Origin of the sequence: Streptomyces sp. NPDC056948 (assembly GCF_042674225.1) — a bacterium.
Lineage (GTDB): Bacteria > Actinomycetota > Actinomycetes > Streptomycetales > Streptomycetaceae > Streptomyces > Streptomyces purpurascens.
Genome location: NZ_JBHUQX010000192.1, coordinates 1 through 17,010 on the forward strand (window position 1 = coordinate 1; position 17,010 = coordinate 17,010).

At 69.6% G+C, this 17,010-nt stretch carries 18 protein-coding genes; 13 read left to right on the plus strand and 5 right to left on the minus strand.

Annotated features, from left to right (window positions below; genetic code table 11):
• Both ACFTZL_RS24140 and ACFTZL_RS24145 read left to right on the plus strand, forming a co-directional pair.
• Positions 1 to 1,230: RDD family protein (locus ACFTZL_RS24140; protein WP_382586451.1), on the plus strand; the 1,230-nt coding region annotated here is incomplete at its 5' end.
• Between the two features lie 59 nt (positions 1,231 to 1,289).
• The gene (locus tag ACFTZL_RS24145) at positions 1,290 to 1,961 is read left to right on the plus strand and encodes an RDD family protein (protein ID WP_382586453.1); all 672 of its coding nucleotides are present in this window, start codon (positions 1,290 to 1,292) and stop codon (positions 1,959 to 1,961) included.
• Between the two features lie 37 nt (positions 1,962 to 1,998).
• Here ACFTZL_RS24145 and ACFTZL_RS24150 read toward each other — a convergent pair whose 3' ends face one another.
• Positions 1,999 to 2,277: a hypothetical protein gene (locus tag ACFTZL_RS24150; protein WP_382586493.1), complete on the minus strand. Its 279-nt coding sequence runs from the start codon at positions 2,275 to 2,277 to the stop codon at positions 1,999 to 2,001.
• 403 nt (positions 2,278 to 2,680) lie between these two features.
• Between ACFTZL_RS24150 and ACFTZL_RS24155 the strand changes: the two genes are divergently transcribed.
• A complete protein-coding gene (locus ACFTZL_RS24155; protein ID WP_382586456.1) occupies positions 2,681 to 5,041 on the plus strand; it encodes an immune inhibitor A domain-containing protein in 2,361 nt (786 codons plus the stop codon).
• A 122-nt stretch (positions 5,042 to 5,163) separates the two neighbouring features.
• Positions 5,164 to 5,505, plus strand: a complete 342-nt coding sequence (locus ACFTZL_RS24160; RefSeq protein WP_382586459.1) for a hypothetical protein — start codon at positions 5,164 to 5,166, stop codon at positions 5,503 to 5,505.
• A gap of 977 nt (positions 5,506 to 6,482) precedes the next feature.
• On the opposite strand, the gene ACFTZL_RS24165 is transcribed toward ACFTZL_RS24160, so the two are convergent.
• Both ACFTZL_RS24165 and ACFTZL_RS24170 read right to left on the minus strand, forming a co-directional pair.
• Complete coding sequence (locus ACFTZL_RS24165; protein WP_382586462.1) at positions 6,483 to 7,073, minus strand: isochorismatase family protein; 591 nt, start codon at positions 7,071 to 7,073, stop codon at positions 6,483 to 6,485.
• Between the two features lie 115 nt (positions 7,074 to 7,188).
• Complete coding sequence (locus ACFTZL_RS24170) at positions 7,189 to 8,535, minus strand: nicotinate phosphoribosyltransferase (RefSeq protein WP_382586465.1); 1,347 nt, start codon at positions 8,533 to 8,535, stop codon at positions 7,189 to 7,191.
• Positions 8,536 to 8,650: 115 nt separating this feature from the next.
• Here ACFTZL_RS24170 and clpS point away from each other — a divergent pair, with 115 nt between their 5' ends.
• The 7 genes from clpS to ACFTZL_RS24205 all read left to right on the plus strand — a co-directional run bounded on the left by clpS (position 8,651) and on the right by ACFTZL_RS24205 (position 13,493).
• Complete coding sequence (clpS, locus tag ACFTZL_RS24175; RefSeq protein WP_382586468.1) at positions 8,651 to 8,959, plus strand: ATP-dependent Clp protease adapter ClpS; 309 nt, start codon at positions 8,651 to 8,653, stop codon at positions 8,957 to 8,959.
• Positions 8,960 to 8,991: 32 nt separating this feature from the next.
• Positions 8,992 to 9,600 (plus strand): DUF2017 domain-containing protein, encoded by a 609-nt coding sequence (locus tag ACFTZL_RS24180; RefSeq protein ID WP_382586471.1) that lies wholly within the window; start codon positions 8,992 to 8,994, stop codon positions 9,598 to 9,600.
• 365 nt (positions 9,601 to 9,965) lie between these two features.
• Positions 9,966 to 11,390: an amino acid permease gene (locus ACFTZL_RS24185; RefSeq protein WP_382586474.1), complete on the plus strand. Its 1,425-nt coding sequence runs from the start codon at positions 9,966 to 9,968 to the stop codon at positions 11,388 to 11,390.
• A 134-nt stretch (positions 11,391 to 11,524) separates the two neighbouring features.
• A complete protein-coding gene (locus ACFTZL_RS24190; RefSeq protein ID WP_382586476.1) occupies positions 11,525 to 11,947 on the plus strand; it encodes a Mov34/MPN/PAD-1 family protein in 423 nt (140 codons plus the stop codon).
• Between the two features lie 98 nt (positions 11,948 to 12,045).
• Positions 12,046 to 12,141, plus strand: coding sequence for a putative leader peptide (locus tag ACFTZL_RS24195; protein WP_311125941.1), 96 nt, complete (start codon positions 12,046 to 12,048; stop codon positions 12,139 to 12,141).
• Between the two features lie 116 nt (positions 12,142 to 12,257).
• Positions 12,258 to 12,536: a MoaD/ThiS family protein gene (locus tag ACFTZL_RS24200; protein ID WP_184593209.1), complete on the plus strand. Its 279-nt coding sequence runs from the start codon at positions 12,258 to 12,260 to the stop codon at positions 12,534 to 12,536.
• A 6-nt stretch (positions 12,537 to 12,542) separates the two neighbouring features.
• Positions 12,543 to 13,493 carry a PLP-dependent cysteine synthase family protein gene (locus ACFTZL_RS24205; RefSeq protein WP_382586479.1) on the plus strand — a complete coding sequence of 317 codons (951 nt, stop codon included), beginning with the start codon at positions 12,543 to 12,545 and terminating at the stop codon, positions 13,491 to 13,493.
• 93 nt (positions 13,494 to 13,586) lie between these two features.
• On the opposite strand, the gene ACFTZL_RS24210 is transcribed toward ACFTZL_RS24205, so the two are convergent.
• Positions 13,587 to 14,114, minus strand: a complete 528-nt coding sequence (locus ACFTZL_RS24210) for a type II toxin-antitoxin system PemK/MazF family toxin (protein WP_382586482.1) — start codon at positions 14,112 to 14,114, stop codon at positions 13,587 to 13,589.
• Positions 14,115 to 14,328: 214 nt separating this feature from the next.
• Between ACFTZL_RS24210 and ACFTZL_RS24215 the strand changes: the two genes are divergently transcribed.
• Positions 14,329 to 15,081, plus strand: a complete 753-nt coding sequence (locus ACFTZL_RS24215; protein ID WP_382586485.1) for an MBL fold metallo-hydrolase — start codon at positions 14,329 to 14,331, stop codon at positions 15,079 to 15,081.
• Between the two features lie 88 nt (positions 15,082 to 15,169).
• Here the strand turns inward: ACFTZL_RS24215 and ACFTZL_RS24220 are convergent, their stop codons facing one another.
• Positions 15,170 to 16,432 (minus strand): PTS transporter subunit EIIC, encoded by a 1,263-nt coding sequence (locus ACFTZL_RS24220; RefSeq protein WP_382586487.1) that lies wholly within the window; start codon positions 16,430 to 16,432, stop codon positions 15,170 to 15,172.
• 289 nt (positions 16,433 to 16,721) lie between these two features.
• On the opposite strand from ACFTZL_RS24220, the gene ACFTZL_RS24225 reads away from it, so the two are divergent.
• Positions 16,722 to 16,955, plus strand: a complete 234-nt coding sequence (locus ACFTZL_RS24225) for a glucose PTS transporter subunit EIIB (RefSeq protein ID WP_382586490.1) — start codon at positions 16,722 to 16,724, stop codon at positions 16,953 to 16,955.
• Positions 16,956 to 17,010 lie beyond the last annotated feature (55 nt).

Below are 17,010 nucleotides of genomic sequence, written 5' to 3' on the forward strand. Positions count from 1 at the left end.
GGCTTCGGCGGCGACCAGGACCGCCGCGTCTCCTGGGGCGCCCCGCAGGGGGCACAAGGGGCCGCCGCCGCGCAGGGATCCGACCCGAGGGTGCCGCACGCCGACCCCGCGCCTGACGGAGACTCCGCCGGCCAGGAGGCGGACGCCGCGTCCGCCGGCAGCACGTTCGTCTTCCGCCGCCCGACGAAGTCCGGGGGAGGGGCGGCGGCATCCGCCGACGCTCCCGACGAGGGCACGATGACGTTCCGCGCGGTCTCGCCGCGCCAGGGCACGGGGAACCCGGCGGCCTCTGACGGCAATGCGGGATCCGGGGGCTTCGGGGCAGCCGGCAGTGGCTCGGCCGGGCCCGCCTTCGGCGGTCAGACCGGCCCGGCCGGTTCCGGTGGCAACCCGGCCGGACCCGCCTTCGGCACACAGCCCGGCGCGGCCGGATCCGGGGCCAATGCCGCAGGGCCCGGCTTCGGTGCCGGCAAGGCGGCCGCCGCCCGGGCCGCCGCGCAGCCGGGCGCCCAGTCCTCTTCGGCCGCCCCGACGGCGCTGTCCGGGCCCCAGGCGGCCCCCACCGTTCCCCCGCAGTCCGGCGGACCCCAGCAGGGGGCCACCCCCCTCAGCGCGGGCCCCGGCGGCGGTCAGTCGTCCTGGGCGCAGCAGGTGCACCGGCTCGCCGGCACCGGCGACGAGCAGCCCGTCGCGCCCTGGAAGCCGCCGACCGAGGACCTGTTCCAGGCGGCCGCCCGGCGCCAGGCGTCGGCCCGCCCCGCCGGGCTCGGCAAGCGTCTGGCCGCCCGGCTGCTGGACACCGTCGTCCTGCTGGGCGTCACCGCCGCGGCCGCCGTGCCGCTCGGCACCAAGGCGATCGACCACGTCAACGAGAAGATCGACGCGGCCAAGCTCTCCGGCGAGACCGTCACGGTCTGGCTGCTCGACGGCACCACGTCGGTCTATCTCGGCATCATCGTGGCCGTCCTGCTGCTCGTCGGCGTCGTCTCCGAGGTGCTGCCCACCGCCAAGTGGGGCCGCACCCTCGGCAAGAAGCTGATGGGTCTCGACGTCCGGGACATCGAGGGCCACGAGGCCCCGGGCTTCGGCTCCGCCCTGCGCCGCTGGCTGGTCTACAGCGTGCCCGGGCTCCTCGTCGTCGGGATCGTCGGCGTCGCCTGGTGCCTCTTCGACAAGCCGTGGCGCCAGTGCTGGCACGACAAGGCCGCACACACGTTCGTGGCGGGCTGAGTAGCTCGGACGGCCGTCTGCCGGATGCGGAGGCTGGGGGTTCGCGGTCGACTCGGGCCATGAGCAGTGAACCGCCCCCCGGCTCCGGGCAGCAGCCCCCGGAAGACGACCCGTTCAGGAAGCAGCCCCCGAACGAGCCGCCCGGTGAGGGCGCGGGCTCGCCCTACGGCAGCCAACCCCCGCCGTACGAGGGCGGCGGCGGGCCGTCCGGTGGCCCCGGCGGCGGTCCCTACGGCGGGGACCCGTACGGCGGCGGCTCCTACCCCACCGACCCCCTCGCCGGAATGCCCCCGCTCGCCGACAGCGGCAAGCGCACGCTCGCCCGCATCATCGACATGATCCTGGTGGGCGTCGTCGTCTGGCTGATCACCTGGGGCTTCAACGTCAACGAGTACGACGTGGACAGCGACCGCATCGAGGTCGGCAAGTCCTTCTGGCAGTCGGGGGTCGCCGCCGTCCTCTACATCGCCTACGACACCGTCCTGACCGCCAGGACCGGCCAGACCCTCGGCAAGAAGCTGCTGCGCATGCGCGTGGCCAACCTCGACAACGGCAACACGCCCTCCGTGCAGAACTCGCTGATGCGTGCCGCGGTGCTGTGGATCCCGTTCGCCTTCTGCTGCGCGTGTGTCTGGACCGCGATCTGCGGTGGCTGGAGCTTCTTCGACCGGCCCTACAAGCAGGGCCTGCACGACAAGGCGGCCAAGACGGTCGTGGTCAGCACCGGTTGAGGCAGTCGCGCCACCGCGCAGCGGGATCAGCCGGCGGTCAGGAGGCCGCCCGCTCGCGTACCGGCTCCGGGGCCGGTGCGGGGACCGAGGCCCGTAGGGGTTCCGCGGGGGCGGGCTGTTCCACCGCGGCCTGGCGTTTGCCGGGCAGCGGCACCGTCATGGCGACCAGCAGCCCGAGGGCGAGCGCGGCGAGGGCGATGATCGCGATCCCCGGACCCGAACTCGTCTGGGACAGCAGCAGCATGGCGAGGGTCGAGAAGATCACGGTGCACGAACCGTAGGCGAGCTGTGCGGCAGTCGGACGGGGCATGGCCATCATGTCCTCGAAAGTGGGGTCCACGGGGGTGTCGGCCTGGCTTTCCGCCGCTTACCCAGCGTTCCGCCAAGTGACATTCTCACGGGCAGGGTGCCCGAGCGGAACGGCCGGTAAGCGTGACCTAATCAACAGGTCCGGAGCACAGGGGGCGCACGGGGTCATGGCGTCCACCTAGTGGACATATGCGCGCGCCTGCTGCCAGACGGGCATGCGGTTGGTTGTCCGCAAAACGAACGTGGACTCCGCATAGTGCACTTGACCTGTCCAAGTCAAGGTCTGTCTTTTCTGCTTAACCTCTAGTCAAATGTCGTCACTTGACTACACGCGTTGATCACGCGCGCGCGGACTCCTGCACATACGAGGCCCCTTCCCCCGCGCGCCCGGACGCGGGGGAGGAACTCAAGTGACCAGTAGACCCTGGACGTTCAGAGCGGCCGCCATCGGTGTGGCGCTCGCGGCGGCCACCGCCACCGTCTCCACCTATGCGGTGGCGCAGGCCGACGACGCCTCCGCTCCCCGGTCCACCACCGTGGACCGGCACGACCCGGCGGAGCACAAGCACGACGAGCACAACCTCGATGGACCGCTGAGCAAGACCCAGGAGGCGCAGCGCCAAGAGGCCCTGAACCAGGTCATATCCGGCAAGTCCACGGTCAAGAACCGTGAGGGCTCCAAGGTCGTCCAGCTCAAGAGCAAGAAGGGCGACAGCAAGTACGTCGAGCTCGGCCGCGAGAAGACCGACAAGATCTTCACGATCCTGGTCGAGTTCGGCGACCAGATCGACAGCAAGTACGGCGGCACCCCGGGCCCGCTGCACAACAAGATAGCCAAGCCGGACCGCAAGAAGGACAACTCCACGGCCTGGCGGGCGGACTACAACCAGAAGTACTTCGAGGATCTCTACTTCGGCACCGGCAAGAACACCGAGTCGGTCAAGAAGTACTACGAGAAGCAGTCCTCCGGCCGCTACTCGGTCGAGGGTGAGGTCTCCGACTGGGTCAAGGTCCCCTACAACGAGGCCCGTTACGGCAACAACGCCTGCGGCGACACCAACTGCCCGAGCGTGTGGAACGTCGTCAGTGACGGTCTGAACGCGTGGGTCGCCCAGCAGAAGGCGGCCGGCAGGACCGACGCCGAGATCAAGGCGGACGTCAAGAAGTACGACCAGTGGGACCGCTACGACTTCGACGGCGACGGCGACTTCAACGAGTCCGACGGCTACATCGACCACTTCCAGGTCGTGCACGCCGGTGAGGACGAGTCGGCGGGCGGCGGCGTGCAGGGCACCGACGCGATCTGGGCCCACCGCTGGTACGCCTTCGGCACCGACGCCGGCGCCACCGGCCCCGCGGACAACAAGCTCGGCGGCGCCAAGATCGGCGACACCGGCATCTGGGTCGGCGACTACACCGTCCAGCCGGAGAACGGCGGACTCGGCGTCTACGCCCACGAGTACGGCCACGACCTCGGCCTGCCGGACCACTACGACACCACCGGCGCCGGCGACAACTCCACCGGCTTCTGGACCCTGATGTCCTCCGGCTCCTGGCTCGGCACCGGCAAGAACGAGATCGGTGACCTGCCCGGCGACATGACCGCCTGGGACAAGCTCCAGCTCGGCTGGCTCAAGTACGACACCGCGAAGGCCGCGACGAACTCGTGGCACAAGCTGGGGGTCGCCGAGTACAACACGAAGCACAAGCAGGGCCTCGTGGTGGAGCTGCCGAAGAAGGCCGTCACCACCGAGCTCGTCACCCCGGCCCAGGGCGCCACCCAGTGGTGGAGCGGCAGCGGCAACGACCTCAAGAACACGCTGACCCGGTCCGTCGACCTGACCGGCAAGAAGTCGGCGTCGCTGACCCTCGACGGCTGGTACGAGATCGAGGCCAACTACGACTACCTCTACGCCGAGGTCTCGACCGACGGCGGCGCCAACTGGACCGCCCTGGACGGCACGGTGGACGGTCAGCCGATCCCGCGTGACGGCAGCGACAAGCCGGCGCTGACCGGCACGGTCGACGCGTACAAGAAGCTGGCGTTCCCGCTGGACGCCTACGCGGGCAAGAAGATCGACCTGCGCTTCCGCTACCAGACCGACGGTGGCCTGGCGATGAAGGGCTTCGCGGCCGACAGCATCACCGTCACCGCCGACGGTGCCGCCGTCTTCTCCGACGACGCCGAGTCCGCGGACGCGGCCTGGACGACGAAGGGCTTCTCCCGCATGGGCGCGTCCTTCACCAAGGACTACGCGCAGTACTACATCGCCGAGAACCGCCAGTACGTGTCGTACGACAAGACCCTCAAGGTCGGCCCGTACAACTTCGGCTTCTCCACGACCCGTCCGGACTGGGTGGAGCACTACCCGTACCAGAACGGTCTGTTGATCTGGAAGTGGGACACCTCCCAGGCGGACAACAACACCAGCGTCCACCCGGGCACCGGTCTGCTGCTGCCGATCGACTCGCACCCGAAGGCGATGAAGTGGTCCGACGGCTCGCTGATGCGCAACCGCATCCAGGCCTACGACTCGCCCTTCAGCCTCTACGGCACGGACGGCATCAAGCTGCACAACGCGGACGTCGCAACCAAGATCAAGTCGTCGAAGGGGGTGTCGGTCTTCAACGACCGGAAGAACACCTACTACGACGAGACGAACAAGACCGGCGGCGTCAAGATCACTGACACCAACACGAAGATCAAGATCATCAAGGAGGCGAAGAACGGCTCGACGATCGAGCTCGAGGTCGCCCCCGCAGCGAAGTAAAACGCGTTCTCCCAGCTCAGAGCATGATCGGCGGTGACCCACTGGCGGGTCACCGCCGATCCGTGTTTAGGTGCGTCCTGTGGTTCTCTTATTGACACCGACCGACGCGGGGGGATGACAGCATGGCCGTAGGAGGCTTCTGCAAGCTGCCGAACGGCACGGTGGTGGTGGCACTGAACCTGCCCAGCCCCGCCGCCGACGGCCCCGGCTGTGTCCGCGTGCTCGTCCACTCGGCCAACCGCGCCCGAGCCCTGACCAGGCTCCGCAATCTGGGCCTGCGGGCGGTCTACCTGCGCGGCAACGCCGCCCCGCCGAGCCCCGACGAGATCACGGCGGTCCTCCACCACCCCGACGGCCTCATATGGCGCACGGCCCCTGACAACGGTGTCCTGGCCCCGGACCTCACCACGGAACTGTGGCGCCCGATCAGATCCCTCCTGAGACGCCCGACGGCCCAGACCTGACGCCGGGACCTCCACTGGGAGCGGGCCCACGCCCGACCGGGCCGCCGCCCCATCCCACTGCGGGTCGGCCCCACGAGCGCCGCGTGCTCGGCCCGCGGTGGGACAAGGCCCCGGGGGCTCAGGGCGCCTGACGGCCCGCTGACCCAGCCGGACGACCCCTTGCCCGGTGGCCCGTGGCCATCCCGCACCAGACCCGGACCGGGATCCACCCACTGCGGCCCGACCCACAGCCGGACCCGCCCCTGCCCGGCCGGGCGTGTTCCCACGGCCAGGACCACGTCCGGGACGCCCCGCAGTGGCTCGGCACGCAGTGGGGACATGCCCCACCCGGGCCTGTCTTCGGTCTCGGCCGGGTGTGATCATCCTGCCGACTCAGCCGGATACGCCCTTGCCTGGGCCCATCAGGCGTCTGTCGGCCGCCCCACGGCCAGGGCCACGTCCGCGTCGCCCTGCGGCGGCTCGGCATGCAGTGGGACATGTCCCACCCGGGGCTGCCGGCGGTCTCGGTCGGGTGTGATCATCCTGCCGACTCAGCCGGATACGCCCGTGCCCGGGCCCATGAGGCGTCTGTCGGCCGCCCCACGGCCAGGGCCACGTCCGCGTCGCCCTGCGGCGGCTCGGCATGCAGTGGGACATGTCCCGCCCGGGCCTGTCGGCGGTCTCGGCCGAGTGGATCATCCAGCCGACCCAGCCGGATACGCCCGTGCCCGGACCCATGAGGCGTCTGTCGGGCCGCCCCACGGCCAGGGCCACGTCCGCGTCGCCCTGCGGCGGCTCGGCATGCAGTGGGACATGTCCCACCCGGGGCTGCCGGCGGTCTCGGTCGGGTGTGATCATCCTGCCGACTCAGCCGGATACGCCCGTGCCCGGGGCCCATGCGGCGGCTGGGGTCCGTGCGTCTGCCGGGGCGACGGCGGGCAGCGCCGGTCGGCGCCGAGGCCCGCCCCGGATCCGGCCCGGGCCGGGGCAGTCGCTTCCTACTGGACGACCGGCTTTCCGGACAGTTCCACGCCCGCCTCGCGCAGTTCCTCCAGGGCCCGCTCGGTGGTCTCCTGGGAGACTCCGGCCGTCAGGTCCAGGAGGACCTGCGTGCGGAAGCCCTCCCGGGCCGCGTCCAGGGCTGTGGCGCGTACGCAGTGGTCCGTGGCGATGCCGACCACGTCCACCTCGGTCACCTCGCGGGAGCGGAGCCAGTCGGCCAGGTTCGTGCCGTTCTCGTCCGCTCCCTCGAAACCGCTGTACGCCGCCGAGTACGCCCCCTTGTCGAACACGGCATCGATCGACCCGGAGGCGACCGCGGGGGCGAAGTTGGGGTGGAAGCCGACGCCCTCCGTGCCCGCGACGCAGTGCGCGGGCCAGGAGTGGACGTAGTCCGGGTTCGTGGAGAAGTGGCCGCCGGGAGCGATGTGGTGGTCGCGGGTGGCCACGACATGCTGGTAGCCGGACCCGGCCGCCTGCCCGATCAGCTCCGTGACGGCGGCAGCCACATCGGCACCACCGGCCACCGCGAGGCTGCCCCCCTCGCAGAAGTCGTTCTGCACGTCTACGACGATCAAGGCGCGGCGCATGGTCGGTGTCCTTCGGCTATGAGGTCGGCAAGCCCGGCCGGTGAACTTCCGAGCCTATTGACAGGGGGGAGAGGGCGGGAGGGGGCACGGGTCGGCGCATCGCGGCACACCGCAATTAGCTACCCGAGGCCACGTGCACGTACTCCGTCGGAATGACAGGCTCCCCGCGCGAGAGCTGCGTCGCCGACATCGGAAGCCCCGCGCGAGCGGCCGCGTGCCGGTCCCGGACCGTGTCCAGCGGCTCCCGGGCCACGACCTCACCGCTCTTGACCAGCTCCACCAGGAGCTGCCGGTCCGCGAGCCCGGCCGGTACCGGCCCCGTGCCGATCACCTCGGCCTCGGCCACCCCGTACGCGTCCAGTCGCCGCGCGGCCCACTTGCGCCCGCCCACCGACGTCTTGCCCCCGGTCGACTTCTTCGCCACCGGCACCAGCGGTGCCTTCGGGTCGGTGGACTCGGCCCGCGCGACCAGCTTGTAGACCATCGAGGACGTCGGATGCCCGGAGCCGGTCACGAGCTGCGTACCGACGCCGTACGCGTCCACCGGCGCCGCCGCCAGCGAGGCGATCGCGTACTCGTCCAGGTCCGACGTCACGGTGATCTTCGTGCCGGTCGCGCCCAGCTCGTCGAGCTGCTGCCGCACCCGGTGCGCCACCAGCAGCAGATCGCCGGAGTCGATCCGCACGGCCCCCAGGTCGGTGCCGGCGACCTCCACGGCCGTGCGGACGGCCTCGGCGACGTCGTACGTGTCGACGAGCAGGGTCGTGCCCCGGCCCAGCGTGTTCACCTGGGCCTGGAAGGCGTCCCGCTCGCTGTCGTGCAGCAGGGTGAAGGCGTGCGCGGAGGTGCCGACGGTCGGGATGCCGTAGCGGAAACCGGCGGCGAGGTCGGAGGTGGTCGCGAAGCCGCCGACGTACGCGGCCCGGGAGGCCGCCACCGCCGCCAGCTCGTGCGTGCGCCGGGCGCCCATCTCGATCAGCGGCCGGCCACCGGCGGCCGACGACATCCGCGAGGCCGCCGCGGCGATCGCCGAGTCGTGGTTGAGGATCGAAAGGATCACCGTCTCCAGCATCACGCACTCGGCGAAGGTGCCCTCGACCCGCATGATCGGTGAGCCCGGGAAGTACACCTCGCCCTCGGGGTAGCCCCAGATGTCCCCGCTGAAGCGGTAGCCGGAGAGCCATTCGAGGGTCTGCTCGTCCACGATCTTCCGCTCGCGCAGGAAGCCGAGGACGCCCGGGTCGAAGCGGAAGTTCTCCACCGCGTCCAGCACCCGCCCGGTGCCCGCCACGACGCCGTAGCGGCGCCCGTTCGGAAGCCTCCGGGTGAAGACCTCGAACACGCTCCGCCGCTCGGCCGTGCCCGCCGCGAGCGCGGCCCGCAGCATCGTCAGCTCGTACTGGTCCGTGAAGAGCGCCGTCGAGGGAACGTCCACCGGCAGCCCAAGGTCCGCTGTGTTCATGGCAGGGATGCTACCCCCATTTCGTCAGTCTGACGATTGCGCCTTTCGGTGACGCGATCGCCTTGCTTCCAGGCCCGTTTGTGCGACTACCCCCCTCGGGTGGCAGCATGGGCATGTGACGTCACCCGCACCCCTGGAGATCGAACGCACCGAGCCGGCGGAGGAGGTTTTCGCCGTCCCCGAGCCGGACGTCCCCTGGGTCACCATCGTCCACAACGACCCGGTCAACCTCATGAGCTATGTGACGTACGTCTTCCAGACGTATTTCGGCTACTCCAAGGACAAGGCCACCAAGCTCATGATGGACGTCCACCACAAGGGCCGGGCGGTCGTCTCCAGCGGCAGCCGCGAGGAGATGGAGCGCGACGTGCAGGCCATGCACGGCTACGGCCTGTGGGCCACTCTCCAGCAGGACCGCAAGTAGCCAGCAGCCCGCCCAGCAGCGAAAAGGCGTTCATGCCCGGAACCTTCGAACCGCTTCCCGGCGGCGGCGCGGCCGTCGCCCTCGACGACGTCGAGATCTCCATCATCCGGTCGCTGGCCGTCCAGCTCCTGGAGCTCATCGGCCCCGGCCCCGCCGAGGACACCCCCGACGACCCGCTCGCCGAGCTGTTCGCGGAGGGCCCGAGCGAGCCGCCCGCCGACCCGGTGCTCAAGCGGCTCTTCCCGGACGCCTACAGCGACCCCGAGCAGCCCTCCTCGCCGCGCGACGCCGAAGAGCAGCGGGCGTACTCCGCGGAGTTCCGCCGCTACACCGAGAACGACCTGCGGGCCGGCAAGCGGGACAACGCCCTCGCGGTGATCCGCTCCCTGGACGCGCTCTCCTCGGCCTCGGTCGGTGAGGGCGGTGCCGTGCTGAAGCTGTCGCCGGAGGAGTCCCAGCAGTGGCTGAGCGCCCTGAACGATCTGCGGCTCGCGATCGGCTCGCGGCTGGAAATCACCGACGAGGAGGACAGCGATCTCCTCTATCGCCTCCCGGACGAGGACCCGCGCAAGCCGATGGTGATGGCCTATCTGTGGCTCGGTGGACTCCAGGAGACGCTGGTCGGAACGCTTATGCCCTGATCAGTGCAGGTCTTGTGACCGGTGGGTGACCGATCGGTGTTCGCTCAGAGGACACTCAAATCCGGATAACGATCGCGTCACCGCGCCCGCCTCCTATGCCGTCTTCGGCCGCGCTTTGTCCGGTTCTCCCTGTGCGGTGCGTCACAAATCAGCCATGTGATCAATGTTGCGGCCGTGATAAATCTTCACGACCGCCCGGCCGACACCACCCGAATGTTCGGCCGGGTGCGCCACCGAGCCGACAACCGTCGGCCAGGCACGAGCGACCTCCCGAGGTCGGCTCAGCTCCATCATTCCGGGGGGATCGAGACCCGATCCGAGGCCGACGCGAGGCCCGGATCGGCATGGAGAAAGGCGCACCACACATGACCTCTGCGCAGGTCGACACGGAAAACGTCCCCGAAGAGGGGTACGAGCGCGGACTCGGCAGTCGCCAGGTCCAGATGATCGCCATCGGCGGCGCCATCGGCGTCGGCCTGTTCATGGGCGCCGGAGCGAACATCGCGAAGGCCGGCCCCAGCATCATCCTCATGTACGCCCTCGCGGGCGTCGTCATCTTCTTCATCATGCGGGCCCTGGGCGAGCTGCTCCTCTACCGGCCCGTCTCCGGCTCCTTCGCCGAGTACGCCCGCGAGTTCCTCGGCCCGTTCTTCGGGTTCGTCACGGGCTGGACGTACTGGCTCATGTGGGTGGTCACCGGCATGGCCGAACTCACGGCCGCCGCGATCTACATCCACTTCTGGTTCCCGGAGATCCCTCAGTGGGTCAGTGCCCTGGTGTTCCTCGTGGTGCTCTTCGGCGTCAACCTGATCTCCGTCAAGATCTTCGGCGAGGTCGAGTTCTGGTTCTCGATGATCAAGGTCACGGCCATCATCGGCATGATCGTCATCGGCCTCGGCGTGCTCACCCTCGGCTTCTCCGACGCCGGTGACACCGCCACCGTCTCCAACCTCTGGTCGCACGACGGCTTCTTCCCGAACGGCATCGGCTCCAGCCTGATGACGCTCCAGGGCGTCATGTTCGCCTACCTCGCCGTCGAGCTCGTCGGCGTCACCGCGGGCGAGTCCGAGAACCCCGAGAAGACCCTGCCCAAGGCCATCAACACCCTGCCCTGGCGCATCATCGTCTTCTACGTCGGCGCGCTGCTGGTGATCCTCTCCGTCGTCAAGTGGACCGAGTTCTCCGCCGGGGAGAGCCCGTTCGTCCACGCCTTCGGCAAGATCGGCATCCCGCTCGCCGCGGGCATCGTCAACTTCGTGGTGCTCACCGCGGCCCTGTCGTCCTGCAACTCGGGCATGTACTCGACCGGCCGGATGCTGCGCGACCTCGCCTCCAACAGCGAGGCACCGCAGGCCTTCGGCAAGCTCAACTCCCGCAAGACGCCCGCCGTCGGCATCTCGGTCTCCGTGGCGCTCATGGGCATCGGCGTCGTCCTGAACTACGTCGTCCCGGAGAAGGCGTTCCTCTACGTCACCTCCGTCGCCACCGCGGCAGGCATCTGGACCTGGATGATGATCCTCGTCAGCCACATCCGCTACCGCGCCGCGGTCGACGCGGGCCGGCTGCGCGCCTCGTCCTTCCCCGCCCCCGGCGGTGCGCTCTTCAGCTGGGTCGCGCTCCTCTTCCTCATCGGCGTGACCTTCATGATCGCGTACGACAAGGACGCGCGGGTCTGCCTGTACGTCGCGGCCGGCTGGGCCGTCGCCCTCGGTGTCGGCTGGGCGATCCTCAAGAGCCGCAACCCGCAGATCGCCGAACGCCGTGACACGGAGTTCGAGAAGGTCGGCTGACGAACCCGACAGGACGCCCAGCCGCGGGGAGTACTCGTGGCACCCCCCGCGGCTGCCGCTCAGGGCGTCCGGCATATGGGCCGTTCCGTACCAACCCTCGGTACGGAACGGCCCTTCTGCTTATCCTGACCAGCATGCTGACCCTCACCCAGGCCCTCGTCGACCAGATCGTCGCCCACGCGCGCAAGGACCACCCCGACGAGGCGTGCGGCGTGGTCGCGGGCCCGGCGGGCTCGGACCGCCCCGAGCGCTTCATCCCGATGCTGAACGCGGCCATGTCGCCCACGTTCTACGAGTTCGACTCCGGCGATCTGCTCAAGCTCTACCGCGAGATGGACGACCGCGACGAGGAGCCGGTGGTCATCTACCACTCCCACACGGCGACCGAGGCCTACCCCTCCCGCACCGACATCTCCTACGCGAACGAGCCGGGCGCCCACTACGTCCTCGTCTCCACCGCCGACACCGACGGGGCCGGCGAGTTCCAGTTCCGTTCGTTCCGTATCGTCGAGGGCGAGATCACGGAGGAAGAGGTCCAGGTCGTCGAGGCGTACTGAGCGGCCCTGAGCAGCGCGGTCTCACTCCCCGGCCCTCAATCGTCCGCGATGTGGGATCACATTCCAGTACCCGGACCGGGAATCGATACGATGACCCCATGGTTTTCCACGACGTGAGCGACAAGACGCCGGGCGAGCTGCTCGTGGCGCGGCTGCACGTCGACCTGTGCAGGCTCGCCAGCGCCATCTGTTGACGCAGGTCCCTGCCGCCGTACGGCCGTGAGCCGCGGCGCTGCACACACGCACCACCCCGCTGTTCCTGCGCTGCCGCGCGCCCCGACTGACTACTCCCGACAGGAGCCCTGAAGCCATGGCCATCGAGGTCCGCATCCCGACCATCCTCCGCACGTACACCGACGGTCAGAAGGCGGTGGAGGCCAGCGGTGACACCCTCGCCGAACTGTTCACCGACCTCGAGACCCGGCACGCCGGCATCCAGGCCCGCATCGTCGACGGCGACCAGCTCCGCCGCTTCGTCAACGTGTACCTGAACGACGAGGACGTGCGCTTCCTCGACGGCATCAACACCAAGCTGTCGGACGGCGACAACGTCACGATCCTGCCGGCCGTGGCCGGCGGCATGGTCTGATCACCGATGCGCTACGACTCACCCCTGGCCGCGGTAGGCAACACCCCCCTGGTGCGCCTGCCGCGGCTGTCGCCGTCCTCCGACGTCCGCATCTGGGCGAAGCTGGAGGACCGCAACCCGACCGGCTCGGTCAAGGACCGTCCGGCCCTGCACATGATCGAACAGGCGGAGAAGGACGGCCGCCTGACCCCGGGCTGCACCATCCTGGAGCCCACCTCGGGCAACACCGGCATCTCGCTGGCCATGGCGGCGAAGCTCAAGGGCTACCGCATCGTCTGCGTGATGCCGGAGAACACCTCCCAGGAACGCCGGGACCTGCTGGCCATGTGGGGCGCCGAGATCATCTCCTCCCCGGCCGCGGGCGGCTCCAACACCGCCGTGCGCGTCGCCAAGGAAATCTCGGTTGAGCACCCGGACTGGGTGATGCTGTACCAGTACGGCAACCCGGACAACGCGGGCGCCCACTACGCGACGACGGGCCCGGAGATCCTCGCCGACCTGCCCTCCGTCACCCACTTCGTGGCCGGACTCGGCACCACGGGCACGCTCATGGGCGTGGGCCGCTTCCTGCGCGAGAACAAGCCGGACGTCCAGATCGTCGCGGCCGAACCGCGCTACGACGACCTGGTCTACGGCCTGCGCAACCTCGACGAGGGCTTCGTCCCCGAGCTGTACGACGCGTCGGTCCTCACCAGCCGCTTCTCGGTCGGCTCGGCCGACGCGGTCACCCGCACCCGCGAGTTGCTCCAGCAGGAGGGCATCTTCGCCGGCGTCTCGACGGGCGCCGCGCTGCACGCCGCGCTCGGCGTGGGCCGCAAGGCCGTCAAGGCCGGTGAGCAGGCCGACATCGTCTTCGTCGTCGCGGACGGCGGCTGGAAGTACCTGTCGACGGGCGTCTACACGGCGGCCACGACGGAGGAGGCCATCGACACGCTCCAGGGACAGCTCTGGGCGTGAGCCGACGGCGCATCACACAAGAGGGCCGGAGTTCTCACTCCGGCCCTTCTGGTATTCCGGCCCCTCTGCTTCTCCGGGAAGGGGCCGGCGGTCTCACCCCGCCAGGTACCGCACCCGGTCCCACAGCGCCGGGTCCACCACTCCGACCCGGCGCCGGAAGCCCCACACCGGGACCTCCCGCAGCTCGTCCGTCTCCAGGAAGCTCGCGCGGCCCCTGGCGTCGCCGACCGAGCCCGGCGGCAGCGGGATGACGCCGTTGCGCTCATGCCGGAACCGCGTGGTGATCTTCGCGACGGTCGCCCGCTCCCCGCGCACCGCCAGCACCAGACACGGCCGGTCCTTGGCCCGCCCGTCTCCCACCACCGCCCTACCTGACGCTCCCCCAGTGCCGAAGGCCTGGGGGGACCCCCATCGCGCGGCCCCCTCTGATTCCGCCTCGTCCTCGTAGGGCACGTCCGCCCACCAGATCTCCGCCGGCTGCGGCAGGCCCGCCACCGCGGTGGCCGGTGCCGCCGGCCGCCCCCGCCGCGCCGACGAGCGGCGCCCCCAGCCGTCGACGAGCGTGGCGACGAGCGCGAGCAGTACCACCGCGGCGAGCGCCAGCCACCAGGACGTGTCCATACTGAGACGTTACCGGCGCCATCCCTCCCATGCGCCCTCCCTCACAAGGATCACGCCCGGCCCTGCCGCCCGAACCGGTGACACCACAGGTGAGTTCGCCCACAACAGCCCTTGGCGGAGGAGCTACCGGAGGTTTTGCGCCTTACGCTCGACAAACCGCAAGACCCCCGACGCCCCTTACACAGACTTTCCCGCCAGCGGAGGTTTCTGCTTCATGAAGCTCACCGTCGTCGGCTGCTCGGGGTCGTTCCCGTCCGCGGAATCGGCCTGCTCGAGCTACCTCGTCGAGGCCGACGGCTACCGGCTGCTTCTCGACATGGGCAACGGTGCCCTGGGCGAGCTGCAGCGCCACTGCGGTCTCTACGACCTCGACGCGATCTTCCTCAGCCATCTGCACGCCGACCACTGCATCGACATGTGCGCGTACTTCGTCGCGCGCTACTACCGCCACGACGGCGGCCGCTGCGCTCCCCTCCCGGTCTACGGACCCGAGGGCACGGAACACCGGCTGACCACCGCCTACGCGGACACCCCCTCCGCCTCCTCCATGAGCGAGGTCTTCGACTTCCACACCGTCAAGCCGTCCACGTTCGAGATCGGCCCCTTCACGGTGCACACCGAGCGGGTGGCCCACCCCGTGGAGGCGTACGGCATCCGCATCGAACACGACGGCAAGGTGCTGACGTACTCCGGCGACACGGGCATCAGCCCGGCCCTGGACGAACTCGCCCGGGACGCCGACCTGTTCCTGTGCGAGGCGGCGTTCACGCACGGCAAGGAGAACATCCCCGACCTGCACCTCAACGGCCGCGAGGCGGGCGAGACGGCCGTCCGGGCAGGAGCCCGGCACCTGGTCCTCACGCACATCCCGCCGTGGACGGACCCCCAGGTCAATGTCGCCGACGCCCGCGCGGTCTACGACGGGCCGGTGGACCTCGCGGCACCGAGGCAGACGTACGAGGTATGACGCACGAGGTATGACGCACGAGGTCTGAGGTCTACGCGCGCAAAGGCCCCGGAACCAGGCGGTTCCGGGGCCTTCGTCGTGCCGTGTGCTACTTGGCCTCCGCCTTCTGCAGCTCGGCGAGTTCCTCGTCGGACTCGCGGCCCGGCGTCGGCAGGTTGAACTTGGTGATCGCGAAGCGGAAGACCACGTAGTAGACCGCCGCGAAGCACAGGCCCACCAGAGCCAGGCCCCACGGGTTGGTCGCGATGCCCAGGTTCAGGAAGTAGTCCACCGCGCCGGCCGAGAAGCCGAAGCCGTCCTTCATCCCCAGCGCCCAGGTCAGCGCCATCGAGACACCCGTGAGCACGGCGTGGATCGCGTACAGCACCGGGGCGATGAACATGAACGTGAACTCGATCGGCTCGGTGACACCGGTGACGAAGGAGGTCAGCGCGAGCGAGAACATCATGCCGCCGACGACCTTGCGGCGCTCGGGCCGGGCGCAGTGCACGATGGCGAGGCAGGCGGCGGGCAGGGCGAACATCATGATCGGGAAGAAGCCGGTCATGAACTGCCCGGCGCTCGGGTCGCCCGCCAGGAACCGGGCTATGTCACCGCTCTTGCCCTCGTACGTGCCGGCCTGGAACCAGGGGAAGGAGTTCAGCAGGTGGTGCATGCCGATCGGGATCAGCGCGCGGTTGGCGACACCGAAGATGCCCGCGCCGACGGCTCCGGAGCCGACCAGCCACTCGCCGAAGTTGTGCAGCGCCGTGCCGAGGACCGGCCAGACGTAACCGAAGACGATGCCGATGACCAGGCCCGCGAAGGCGGACAGGATCGGAACCATGCGGCGACCGCCGAAGAAGCCCGCCCAGTCCGGCAGCTTGGTGCGGTAGAAGCGCTGGTAGAGCAGGGCGACCACGAGGCCCATCACCACACCGCCGAGCACCTTGGCGTCCACCGGCGCGTCCACCATGACGACCTTGCCGTCGACGGCCGTCGCCACCTGCGGCAGGTTCGGGTCGGTGAACGTGGCGAGCACGTTCTTGAAAACGAGGTAGCCGACCACGGCCGCCAGGGCGGTGGAGCCGTCCGACTTCTTGGCGAAGCCGATCGCGATACCCACGGCGAACAGCAGCGCCATGTTGTCGAGGATCGCGTTGCCGCCGGCGGCCATGAAGCCCGCGATCTTGGTGATGAAGGCGGGGAACGACTCCCGTCCCAGCATGTCGGTATTGCCGAGGCGGACCAGGAGGGCGGCGGCCGGCAGCACGGCGACGGGCAGCATGAGGCTGCGGCCGATCCGCTGCAGGACCGCCATCACCGCAGTCCCCTTCTTCGGGCTCGCGGGCGCGGCTGTGTCTGTGGACATGAACTTCCTCCATGGGGCACGGCGCCGCCCAGGAAGAGTTCGACGGGGGCCGGCGGCGTCTCAAAAGGGGAGCGCGGACTCGACCGCGCGACCTCCACCAGTGAGTGGTGTAGACCAGTTGTAGCACGGTAGGTCGAACGAGTGGAACCCGTGAATTCCACCCCCTTTGTCGAGAGGCGGATTTGTGGTGTAGACCAGTCGTCGGGACGGTCGCGCGACATGACCGCTCGCGAAGATGGGCCAACTGTGGGTTACTGCGACAAAGCGGTTCGGATCAGGGAGAACAGAGATGGCCAGCAAGGCTGAGAAGATCGTTGCCGGGCTCGGCGGCATCGACAACATCGAAGAGGTCGAAGGCTGCATCACCCGCCTGCGGACCGAGGTCATCGACCCCTCCAAGGTCGACGAAACCGCCCTGAAGGCCGCCGGCGCCCACGGCGTCGTCAAGATGGGCAGCGCCATCCAGGTCGTCATCGGCACCGACGCCGACCCCATCGCCGCGGAGATCGAAGACCTCATGTGAAGAGCCGGCATCGTCCCCGGCTTCACACCCTGAACGGGCCCCTCCCCACCGCGGG

Bases quoted from the DNA above. Each gene is read 5' to 3' on its own strand.
- ACFTZL_RS24220 (WP_382586487.1), bottom strand. From the start codon at position 16,432: ATGTCCACAGACACAGCCGCGCCCGCGAGCCCGAAGAAGGGGACTGCG.
- ACFTZL_RS24225 (WP_382586490.1), top strand. From the start codon at position 16,722: ATGGCCAGCAAGGCTGAGAAGATCGTTGCCGGGCTCGGCGGCATCGAC.
- ACFTZL_RS24195 (WP_311125941.1), top strand. From the start codon at position 12,046: ATGGTTTTCCACGACGTGAGCGACAAGACGCCGGGCGAGCTGCTCGTG.
- ACFTZL_RS24200 (WP_184593209.1), top strand. From the start codon at position 12,258: ATGGCCATCGAGGTCCGCATCCCGACCATCCTCCGCACGTACACCGAC.
- ACFTZL_RS24160 (WP_382586459.1), top strand. From the start codon at position 5,164: ATGGCCGTAGGAGGCTTCTGCAAGCTGCCGAACGGCACGGTGGTGGTG.
- ACFTZL_RS24185 (WP_382586474.1), top strand. From the start codon at position 9,966: ATGACCTCTGCGCAGGTCGACACGGAAAACGTCCCCGAAGAGGGGTAC.
- ACFTZL_RS24145 (WP_382586453.1), top strand. From the start codon at position 1,290: ATGAGCAGTGAACCGCCCCCCGGCTCCGGGCAGCAGCCCCCGGAAGAC.
- ACFTZL_RS24180 (WP_382586471.1), top strand. From the start codon at position 8,992: ATGCCCGGAACCTTCGAACCGCTTCCCGGCGGCGGCGCGGCCGTCGCC.
- ACFTZL_RS24150 (WP_382586493.1), bottom strand. From the start codon at position 2,277: ATGGCCATGCCCCGTCCGACTGCCGCACAGCTCGCCTACGGTTCGTGC.
- ACFTZL_RS24170 (WP_382586465.1), bottom strand. From the start codon at position 8,535: ATGAACACAGCGGACCTTGGGCTGCCGGTGGACGTTCCCTCGACGGCG.
- ACFTZL_RS24165 (WP_382586462.1), bottom strand. From the start codon at position 7,073: ATGCGCCGCGCCTTGATCGTCGTAGACGTGCAGAACGACTTCTGCGAG.
- ACFTZL_RS24210 (WP_382586482.1), bottom strand. From the start codon at position 14,114: ATGGACACGTCCTGGTGGCTGGCGCTCGCCGCGGTGGTACTGCTCGCG.
- ACFTZL_RS24190 (WP_382586476.1), top strand. From the start codon at position 11,525: ATGCTGACCCTCACCCAGGCCCTCGTCGACCAGATCGTCGCCCACGCG.
- ACFTZL_RS24205 (WP_382586479.1), top strand. From the start codon at position 12,543: ATGCGCTACGACTCACCCCTGGCCGCGGTAGGCAACACCCCCCTGGTG.
- ACFTZL_RS24215 (WP_382586485.1), top strand. From the start codon at position 14,329: ATGAAGCTCACCGTCGTCGGCTGCTCGGGGTCGTTCCCGTCCGCGGAA.